Source organism: Streptomyces sp. NPDC048255 (genome assembly GCF_040652415.1).
Taxonomy (GTDB): Bacteria; Actinomycetota; Actinomycetes; order Streptomycetales; family Streptomycetaceae; genus Streptomyces.
On the sequence record NZ_JBEZMA010000042.1, the window covers coordinates 56,645 to 66,158 of the forward strand.

6 protein-coding genes and 1 pseudogene are annotated in these 9,514 nt (G+C 75.6%); 1 reads left to right on the forward strand and 6 read right to left on the reverse strand.

Annotation, left to right across the window (positions count from 1 at the left end; all coding sequences use genetic code 11):
* Positions 1 to 2: 2 nt before the first annotated feature.
* Positions 3 to 1,526 carry an ATP-grasp domain-containing protein gene (locus AB0D94_RS27255; protein ID WP_362056567.1) on the reverse strand — a complete coding sequence of 508 codons (1,524 nt, stop codon included), beginning with the start codon at positions 1,524 to 1,526 and terminating at the stop codon, positions 3 to 5.
* Positions 1,527 to 1,676: 150 nt separating this feature from the next.
* On the opposite strand from AB0D94_RS27255, the pseudogene AB0D94_RS27260 reads away from it, so the two are divergent.
* Positions 1,677 to 2,633, forward strand: a pseudogene (locus AB0D94_RS27260) (glycosyl hydrolase); the annotation flags it as partial.
* Between the two features lie 830 nt (positions 2,634 to 3,463).
* Here the strand turns inward: AB0D94_RS27260 and AB0D94_RS27265 are convergent.
* The 5 genes from AB0D94_RS27265 to AB0D94_RS27285 form a co-directional block, all read right to left on the reverse strand.
* A complete protein-coding gene (locus tag AB0D94_RS27265) occupies positions 3,464 to 4,606 on the reverse strand; it encodes a GNAT family N-acetyltransferase (RefSeq protein ID WP_362056547.1) in 1,143 nt (380 codons plus the stop codon).
* Positions 4,603 to 5,379: a lipopolysaccharide biosynthesis protein gene (locus AB0D94_RS27270; protein ID WP_362056549.1), complete on the reverse strand. Its 777-nt coding sequence runs from the start codon at positions 5,377 to 5,379 to the stop codon at positions 4,603 to 4,605. Before AB0D94_RS27270 ends, AB0D94_RS27265 begins: the two co-directional genes overlap by 4 nt.
* A 62-nt stretch (positions 5,380 to 5,441) precedes the next feature.
* Positions 5,442 to 6,674, reverse strand: a complete 1,233-nt coding sequence (locus AB0D94_RS27275) for a glycosyltransferase (RefSeq protein ID WP_362056551.1) — start codon at positions 6,672 to 6,674, stop codon at positions 5,442 to 5,444.
* A complete protein-coding gene (locus tag AB0D94_RS27280) occupies positions 6,671 to 7,447 on the reverse strand; it encodes a polysaccharide deacetylase family protein (protein WP_362056553.1) in 777 nt (258 codons plus the stop codon). Before AB0D94_RS27280 ends, AB0D94_RS27275 begins: the two co-directional genes overlap by 4 nt.
* Positions 7,437 to 9,227, reverse strand: coding sequence for a lipid II flippase MurJ (locus AB0D94_RS27285; RefSeq protein ID WP_362056569.1), 1,791 nt, complete (start codon positions 9,225 to 9,227; stop codon positions 7,437 to 7,439). Before AB0D94_RS27285 ends, AB0D94_RS27280 begins: the two co-directional genes overlap by 11 nt.
* Between the last annotated feature and the right edge of the window lie 287 nt (positions 9,228 to 9,514).

Below are 9,514 nucleotides of genomic sequence, written 5' to 3' on the forward strand. Positions count from 1 at the left end.
CCTCAACGGGTCACCAGCTCGTCCGGCTCCGCCGATGCCTCCGGCGGCGCGGGCCGGGAGAGCGGCGTCGGCCCGGGCTGGTCCCGCCCCCGCTGGCGGGGCGCCCGGACCGCCGCGCGGGCGGTGCGCCGCCCCTGGGCGGGCACGCCCCGCAGGACGCGCGCCCCCTTGCCGAACCCGCGCCCGAGGAAGGCGAGGAGCATGGCCAGGAACGGCATCGGGTCGTCGGCGGCGAACCAGGCCGCCTCCACCCGCCCCCGGTCCCCCAGTTCCCTCCCCGCAGCCGGCCGCCCGGGCCGGCCGGCCGGCACCGGCCCCGGCGTCCTCGCCCGGCCCGGGCCGGTCCGCCGAACGGCGGCCGCCGGCAGGGCCGGATCCGCGGCGCCGTCCGCCTGGCCGGCCGCCGCCGGGTCTGCGGAGGCCACCGCCCGGCCCGCCGCGGGGCGGCGCGGCAGGGAGCGCCCGCGGACCGCCGCCAGCAGCGCGTAGTTCTCGGCGACGAACACCCGGCCCGGCCCGCCCACCGGCTGCGGAACCCGCTGGCCCGTCAGGTCCAGGTACATCGCCTGTACGACGTCCAGCCCGGCCGCGTCGGTGAACAGCCGGAACTGCGCCCCCGGGCGCGGGTTGAAGTCCACCAGCCGGAAGGTGCCGCGCTCGTCCCGGCGGAAGTCCAGGTCCAGGATCCCCTGGTAGCCGAGCCGTTCGGCCAGCCGCAGCCCGGCCTCCTCCACGGCCGGGTCCGGCAGCCAGCGGCCCACCGCCGTCAGGCCCGTGCGCACCGGCCAGGACAGCTCCTTGCGGCCGGAGCCCGCGAGCAGCGGATGGCCGCCCCGGGTGAAGGCCCCGTGGAAGAACCAGTCGGTGTCCGGACCGGCCGGCAGGAACCGCTGGAGCAGCAGCCTGCTCCCGGCCTCGGCGGAGCGCTCGTACAGCCGCCGCACCTCGGCGGTGGTGTGCACCAGCGTGGTGCTCCGCAGCCCGTCGGCCCCCGCCGGCAGCAGCCAGGGCCTGCTCCACTTGGCGACCACCGGCAGGCCCAGGCGCCAGGCGGCGTCCGCCGCCTCCGCACCGCTCGCCGGGATCACGGTCTCCGGGTGCGCGATGTCCCACCGGGCGCAGAGCCGGGACAATTCCGCCTTGTCGGCCACCCGGGCGGGCAGGTTGTCGGGCTGATGGGGGATCCGGAAACGGTCCGTCAGCACCGCGGCGACCCGGGACACGGCGATGGCGCTCAGATCGTCCATGGCGACGAGCACGGCCTGCCGGCCGATCCGCTCCGACACCCCGGTCAGACACTCCAGCAGCGCCTCGGGCGCCTCGGGGTCCAGCCCCTCCTCCGGCCCGGGATGTACGGCGCGCAGGTACCGCGAACGCCCCATGGGACCTCCCCCGGCCTCGACGACGGCATGGACCTCCACACCCTTGCGGCCAAGGGATCTGACGGCGCCAAGGGTTCCGTGGTGGAACGGATTCCGATCGAGTCTGAGCAGAACGGCGGGCACATGGTGGGCGAACGCGTGCATGGAGGTGGTGTCTTTCACCTAGTCGGACCAAGCGGGGGTGGTGCGCACCTGCGAATGGCCTACCCGTCAGTCACCGGACAGGCCATTCGTCAGATCTGATGCCTAACGTCTTTGGTAAGCACACCGATTCAGGAAAGCTCGGGAGACGCCATGCCCAGACCACGCCGCCGACTGGCGAGCACCTGCATCGGTACGGTCACGGCCGGACTGCTCGCCACCGGCGCCGCGCTCCAGGCGCCCGAGGAGGACACCTCCGGGAGCTCCGGCATCGCCATGGGCGCGTACCTCCACTTCGGGCCGTCCGGCGTGGCACGGATCCCGCAGCTGTCGCACTGGCTGGGCGGCCGGGAGATCCGGGTGGGGCACACCTACCTCCCTGGTGACGTGTGGCCGGGCATCGAGGGCAACGTCTCCTTCCTCTCCTCCTGGGCCGCGTGGCGGCGGGCCCAGGACGACCGGATGTTCGTCCTCAATGTGCCCATGCAGGCGCGCAACGAAGCCCGGGTGCCCGATTACCAGGTGGCCCAGCTGATCCGGGCGGGCGCGGAGGGCCAGTACGACCACCACTTCAGGAAGCTCGCCGAGCGGCTGGTCGCGCTGAACGTCCCGGACACGGTGATCGTGCTCGGGTGGGAGATGAACGGCACCACCTACACCCACCGCTGCGGGCCGGACCCGGAGAACTGGAAGGTGTACTGGAAGCGCATCGTCCGGACGATGCGCTCCGTGCCCGGCCAGGAGTTCAAGTTCGACTTCGCCCCGAACCGGGGTACGGACGCCATCGGCTGGACCCGGTGCTACCCCGGCGACGACGTGGTCGACATCATCGGCATGGACTCGTACGACCAGGCTCCGGGCCGCACGTTCGACGACCAGATCACCCAGCCGTACGGGCTCCAGGCACACGTCGACTTCGCGAAGGCACACGGCAAGCAGATCTCGTACCCGGAGTGGGGGCTGTTCCGGCGAGGGGACAATCCGGAGTACGTGCGGCGCATGCTGAAGTGGATCGAGCAGCACAAGCCGCTGTACCACACCATCACCGACTACTGCCCGCACGGCGTGTGGCAGTGCAAGCAGAACCCGGACTCCTCGAAGGTCTTCCGCGAGGCCCTGACGCCCGAGAGGCCCGGCCCGGTGATCCCGACGCCGGTGGTCCCGACGCCTGTCGTGCCCACACCCGTGATCCCGACGCCCGTGGTACCGAGCCCGGCGGTCCCGACCCCGCAGGTGCCGACCCCTCAGATCCCGACCCCTCAGATCCCGACGCCTCAGGTCCCCACGCCCGAGGTCCCGACGCCCGGGACCCCCACGCCGCAGGTCCCGGTGCCCGCTCCGGAGGTCCCGCTGCCGGTGACCCCGAGCCCGCTCGGCCCGGAGCCCACGCCCGAGACCCCCACCCCCACACCGGCCCCGGTCACCCCGGCCCCGGTCACCCCGAGCCCGGACCCGAGCCCGCTCGTACCCACGCCCGTGGTCCCCACGCCCGTGGCTCCCACGCCCGAATGGCCCGAGCCGGCACCCGAGGTCCCGCTGCCGGTGACCCCGAGCCCGCTCGGCCCGGAGCCCACGCCCGAGACCCCGACCCCCACCCCGGTCCCCGTCCCGGTCACCCCCAGCCCGCTCGTACCCACGCCCGAAGTCCCCGTGCCCGCACCCTCGCCCGCCGTCCCGACGCCGGAGGCCCCGGCACCGAGCCCGGTCCCGGTCCCGGTGCCCGCGCCCGTGACGCCGAGCCCGGTGGCGCCCGAGCCCGATCCCCAGCCGTCCCAGCCGCCCGTCAACAGCACGCTGTGGTGCATGCCGCTCAACTTCGGCGAGTGGCTCTCCAAGCTGGTCGGCAAGCAGTCGGTCTGCGTCCAGCTCAACTGGAGCAAGGACTCCGGCTTCTGGCCGTTCTAGGTGGTGGCGCGGCGGGCGCACGGGCGCGGGCACGGTCACCGGACCCGCAGTTCGTTCAGCCGCGCCCGCCAGTCCCGGGCGGCCGGCAGCGTCTCCCGCAGCGCGTCCACCGCCCGCTCGCGCCCCGTCAGCTGCGACTCGTGCAGCCGCAGCAGGGGCGCGAGCGCGGGCGTGGCCAGCAGGAGCCGCTGGTTGACGACCGTCTCGGGCCGCCAGTGGTTCTTGTACGGTTCGCTGCCCCGCAGGAAGCTCACCACCGGGCGGCCGTCGGCGAGCGCCCGCCCGGCCTCGTGGCGCAGCAGCAGCGTCGCCACGTCCACCTTGCGCGTCCGCAGGTCCGGGTCGGCCCCGTAGAGGTAGCCGCCGCTCATCCCGGCCGACAGCAGCGTGACGTTGGCCGCCACCGCCTCGCCGTCCAGCCGGAACTCGGTCAGCCGGGCCTCCCCGGCCCGCACCATCCGCCGGGTGGCCCGGGTCAGGTGCTCGGCGAACCGCGGCCGCAGGTGCTCGGGGGTCACCCCGCGGCCGCGCCACTGCTTCTCGTGCAGCCGCAGCAGCGTCCGTACGGCGCCCGGCACCTCGGCCTCGGTGACCTCGTGCTCCTCGATCCCGGCCGCGTCGGTCTTGCGGAGCTTGGCCCGGACCCGCTGGCCCCCGGAGGCCGGCATCCGCTTGACCAGCTCGTCGAAGGGCAGCGCGGGCAGCTCCATGCAGGTGGAGTCGGTGAGCCTGGCGCGCGCCCCGGGCCACTGCCGGTACAGCGCCTCGGCCGCCGCCCCGGGCCGTACCTCCCGCAGGTCGACGACCGCGCCGCGGGCGGCCCGGTGCAGCCCGCGGGCCAGCGCCGGGATGACCTGGCCGGCCCGGTCCGCGGCCACGAGCACGTCGAAGTGGTCGGTGATGGAGCCCCCGAGCGGCACCAGCAGCGGCAGCGGCCGGTGTACGAGCATCAGCGCGGCCGCGCCGACCAGCTCCTCGCCGCGGCGCACGAGGACGATCCGCAGCCGGCCGTCCTTGCCGTACGACAGCCACCAGGAGTGCAGCCAGGCGTGGCTCTGGAAGGGGGTGGCGGTGGGGCAGCCGCGGACGAGCCGGTTCCACGGCTCCTCCAGCGCGGCGAACTGCCGGGGGTCGCGGCACAGCGTCACCGACAGGGCCCCGGCGGAGCCCGGACTCATCGCACGGACTCCTTCTCCTTGGCCGAGGCCGGCTCGCCCTGGGCGGGGAGCGAGGCGTACTCCTCGACCGGCAGGACCACGGGCTCGGCGGGCCGGTCCTCGCGCCGCCCGCGGGCGGGCCGGGCCAGCAGCCACAGCCCGCCCAGCAGCCCGCCGGCGCACAGCCCGACGGCGCCGCTGACGGGGGCGGACGGGGAGGCCGGGTCGGCCGGGGCGACGGCCTGGTTGAACAGGAGCAGCTGGACTCCGGTGTTCTTGGCGGCCTGATTGCTGCTCAGGGACAGGGCGTCGGCCACGGCGTTGGCGATGTCGGCGGCCTCGGCCGGGCTCTTGGAGGTGCCGGTGATGGCGATCATCGGGGACTCGGGGGAGGTCTCGGCCCGCACCTGGGTGCGCAGCCGCCGGGCGTCGAGTCCCGCGCGGGGCTGGGCGTAGGCGAGGGTGGAACTGCTGGTCGCGATGCGGGCGTAGGCCTGCGCGAAGCCGAGCGCGGTGGCCGGCTCGGTGGTGTCGTCCGGGACGGCGACGACGTAGCTGGTGGCGGCGTACTCGGGGGCCTTGAGCACCCCGTACGCCCCGCCCGCGGCGAGGCCCAGCAGGGCGCACGCGGGCAGCGGCCACCACGCGGGTGGCTTCGGCAGCCGGCGCCGGGGCTTCTTCTCGGAGCGGTGGTCGGACTTCTTCTGCTCGGACCTCTTCGGGTCGGTCTTCTTCTGCTCGGACCTCTTCTGGTCGGTCTTGTGGTCGGTCTTCTGGTCGGCGGTGTCGGCCATGAGCGTGCTCGCTTCCTGAGTGGAGGGAGTGGGTTTCGGAAGGGTGGGATCAGCCGGCTCCGTTACCGCCGGGCGCTTTCGGCCCCGCCGGCGTTCGAGGCGCGGGGTTCCGGGGGCAGCGCCCCCGGCAACGGCGCCGCACCCGCACGCGGACCGGCCGGGCCCGGCGCAGCCGACAGCGCGAGGGCGTAGACGTCCAGGAGCCGGCGGGCGCTGCCGGCGATGTCGTAGCGGCGGACCACCGGGGGCGGCGGGAGGCGCCGGGCCCCCGCCTCCATGTGGCCGCGCAGGGCGGCGACCAGTTCCTCCGTGCCCGGCCCGATGCGGCGGGCGCCTGGGGCCTGGTCGGCGGGGAGGTCGTCGATGGCCGGGCAGGTGACGTGCAGGACGGGCAGTCCGGCGGCCAGCGCCTCGACCACGGCGAGCCCGAAGGCCTCCTCGCGCGAGGGGGAGACGAAGACGTCCATCGCGGCCAGCAGCGCCGGGATGCCGGGGGTGCGGCCGTCCGCGCTGTCGCCCAGCGGGTCGCGCTCCCCCAGCAGGTGGATCCGGCTCTGCGCGCCGAGCTCCGCGGCCAGCAGGCGCAGGGCCGCGCGCTCGGGCCCGTCCCCGGCCAGCAGCAGGTGCGCCCCCGGCAGTGCGGCGACCGCCCGCACCAGGACGTCGAACCGCTTGCCGGGCACCAGCCGGCCGACCCCGCCGACCACGAAGGCCCGCTCCGGCAGCCCGGTCCGGGCCCGCGTGCCCCGCCGCACGCCTTCGTCGAAGCGGAAGCGGACGGCCTCGATCCCGTTGGGTACGACGTGCACCCGTGCGGCGGGCACCCCCCAGCCTTCCAGCCGCGCGGCCACGGTGTCCGAGACGGCCACGGTCGCCGACCCCAGGCGCTCACTGGCCAGGTACAGCGCCCGGACCCCGCCCGACAGCGGCCGGCCCTCGATCTCGGCCTCGCCGAGGGAGTGCTCGGTGGCCACGGTCGCCCCGACGCCCGCGAGCCGGGCGGCCAGGCGCCCGTAGACGCAGGCCCGGTACAGGTGGGTGTGCACGAGGTCGTACTGGCCGCGGCGGATGAACCTCACCAGCCGCGGCAGCGCCCCCAGGTCCCGGTTGCCGCGCATCCCCAGGTGCACGACCCGGATGCCGTCGGCCCGCAGCCCCTCGGCCACCGGGCCCGGGTTGGTCAGGGTGAGCACGTCACTGCGCATCGGCAGGTGCCGCAGCAGCAGCCGCAATTGCTGCTCGGCGCCGCCGACGCCCAGCCCGGTGATGATGTGAAGTGCCTTGACCTCCCTCACCGGCGCACCGCCCGCCGCAGCTCGCGGGCCTGGTGGCGCAGCTGCTTGATCCGTAGCCGGGCGCCGCCGTCCGCCTGGCTGACGTGGGTGCGCGGCAGGGCGTGCGGGCCCACGAGCGGCCCGGGGTCGATGGCGCAGGCGTAGCCGTACCCGGCGGCCCGGGTGGCCTCGACGACCCGGGCGTCGAGGTGCCCGTACGGGTAGCAGAACCCCTCGGGCAGGCTCCCGGTCAGCTCGCGCAGCAGGTCCCGGCTGCCGCGCAGCTCTTGGAGGAGCACGTCGTCGGCGGCCGCGGTGAGGTCCTGGTGGAGCAGCCCGTGCGAGCCGATCTCCTGTCCGGCCTCGGCGACTTCGCGGATGCCCTCGGCGGTGAGCAGGGACTTGCGCGGCCCGAGCGGGTCCCACACGTTGTCGACGCCGAGCCGCCCGGGGAGGACGAAGAGGGTGGCGGTGCAGTCGTAGCGGCGCAGCAGGGGTAGCGCCCGGGTGAGGAAGTCGGTGTAGCCGTCGTCGAAGGTCAGGCCGACCAGCCCGGCACCGCGCCCGGCCGCGCGGGCCCGGAGCAGTTCGCCGACCGACACCCCGCGCAGGCCGCGGGAGCGCAGCCACAGCAGTTGGGCCTCCAGGGCGCGGGGGGTGACCGTGATCCCGTACGGGTCTTCGGCGGGGTCGGTGAACTCGGCGACGGAGTGGTACATCAGGACCCACGGCGAAGCGGTCCGGCGGGCGGGGCCCAGCACGGCGGCGGGCGCCGTGTCGGTGTCAGCGGACATTGCGGAACCTCTGGGTGAGCTGGGAGATCTGGGCGGGTAGGGCGGTGACTTCGAGGGCCCGTATGGCCATGCCGGTGGCCCCGAACATGGCCGGGACCAGGAGGCAGCCGAGGGCGGCGCTGAGCATGGGATCGGGGATCATCGGGCCCGCGATCCAGCCGGTGGCGCAGGCGGCGGCCGCGGAGACGGCGAGCCGGCCGATGCTGACGGCGACCCGGCGGACCTGGATGGCGATGATCCGGGAGCCGAGTCCGGTGAGCAGCAGGACGGCGGTGGTGGAGATTCCGGCGGCGTTGGCGGCGGCGATGCCGTAGGTCCCCCACCAGCCGACGGCGAGGGCTCCGGCCACGATGTTGACGAGCAGTCCGGCGCCCATCGCGAACGCCGGGAACCAGGTGGGCCGGGCGGTCGAGAAGAAGGGCCGGGACAGTGCTCCGACGAGGCAGTGGCCGAGGAGTCCGAGTCCGTAGACCCGCATGACGGAGGCGGTGGCGAGGGTGTCCTGGTGGGTGAAGGCGCCGCGTTCGAAGAGGACCTGGATGATCTGCGGCGCGTAGCCGATGACCAGCGCGGTGCCCATGAGGACGGCGAGGGAGGCGAGGGCGAGGTCCTGTTCGACCCGGCGCCGGGCCTTTTCCCGCTCACCGCCGGCCATGGCCTGGGCAACCACGGGGAAGGTGACGGTGCAGATCATCAGGGAGAGCACCATCGGCATCTGCGCGACCTTCTGCGCGTAGTTGAGGTGCGAGATCGCCCCGGCCGGCAGGGACGCGGCGAGGAACCGCTCGACAAGGACCTGCGACTGCCGGAAGACGGCGAAGAAGATGACGGGCGCGATGACCCCGAAGGCGATGAGGGTGGGCCGGTCGCGGTCGCGCTGGCTGCGGGGGGCGCCCTTGCGCCGGGTCGGGCCGAAGCCCACGTTCCGGATGAACGCGGGCAGTTGGACGAGGACCATCAGCAGCCCGCCGACGGCCACTCCCGCGGCGGCGGCCCGTACGCCCCACAGGCTGTGCAGGGCCACCATCGTGCCGATGATCCCGACGTTGTACGAGACGTAGATCGCGGCGGGCGGCACGAAGGAGCGGTGGGCCCGGAGGGCGGCGCTGAAGTATCCGGCGATGCCGAAGGAGGCCACGGTGAGCGCGGTCAGCCGGGTGCACTGCACGGCCAGTCCGGGGTCGGGCAGGCCCGGCGCGAGCACGGCCACGACCAGCGGCGCGGCGAGGACCAGTACGGAGGCCACCGCGGCCAGCAGCACGGCCAGCCGCGGCAGGGTCGCCCCCACCAGCAGCCGTACGGGGTCCTGCGCCCGGGCCTCCTTGCGGGTGAGCCCGGCCCGGCTGGCCGCCCGCCGGGCCAGGGCGTGGCTGAAGGCGGGCACCATCAGCAGCGCCATGGCGTCCTCGATCAGCAGCGTCGAGGCCATCTCGGGCACGGTCCAGGCGATCAGGAAGGCGTCGCTGTCGTGCCCGGCTCCGAAGAGGTGCGCGATGGTCTGGTCCCGCACGAGCCCGAACACCGCTCCGGCGGCGGTCAGTCCGGCGGTGACGGCGGCGGCCTTCGCCAGGAACCGCCCGAGCGGGGCCGGCCCGTTCCCGCCCGGGGCGGCGGGCTCGGCGGCCCGGGCGGAGGCGGCCGCGGTGCGCGCCGCGCCCCGTACGCGTCGCGCGGCGGCTCCGGCCGCGGGCCGGCCGGAACCCTGGCCGTCGCCCGGGCGCGGCGGCCCCCCTGCGGCCCGTACGGGCCCTCGCGGGCCGCGGGCGCCGCCGGGCAGCACCGGGGCCCTGCACGGACCGGGGGTGCCCGCGCCGGCGCCGGGCGCCGCCGCGCCCTGGCCGCCGGGCACGAGGACTCCGTCCGCGGCCACGGGCGGCTCGGCGGGATCCGGGACGCCGTCGGGGCCCGCGGCGAGCGGACTCGCCGCGGAGCCGGCAAGGACCGGGCCCCGGGCCGGGCCCGGTGTCCCCGGCGCGGCCGGGCCGCGGGCGGCGCCGTGCCCCCCGGCACCGAAACCCGCGTCCGCGCCCCCGGGACGGGCCGGGCCCGGCTCGGGGGGACGCGGCG

Bases quoted from the DNA above. Each gene is read 5' to 3' on its own strand.
- AB0D94_RS27270 (WP_362056549.1), bottom strand. From the start codon at position 5,379: ATGGCCGACACCGCCGACCAGAAGACCGACCACAAGACCGACCAGAAG.
- AB0D94_RS27265 (WP_362056547.1), bottom strand. From the start codon at position 4,606: ATGAGTCCGGGCTCCGCCGGGGCCCTGTCGGTGACGCTGTGCCGCGAC.
- AB0D94_RS27255 (WP_362056567.1), bottom strand. From the start codon at position 1,526: ATGCACGCGTTCGCCCACCATGTGCCCGCCGTTCTGCTCAGACTCGAT.
- AB0D94_RS27280 (WP_362056553.1), bottom strand. From the start codon at position 7,447: ATGTCCGCTGACACCGACACGGCGCCCGCCGCCGTGCTGGGCCCCGCC.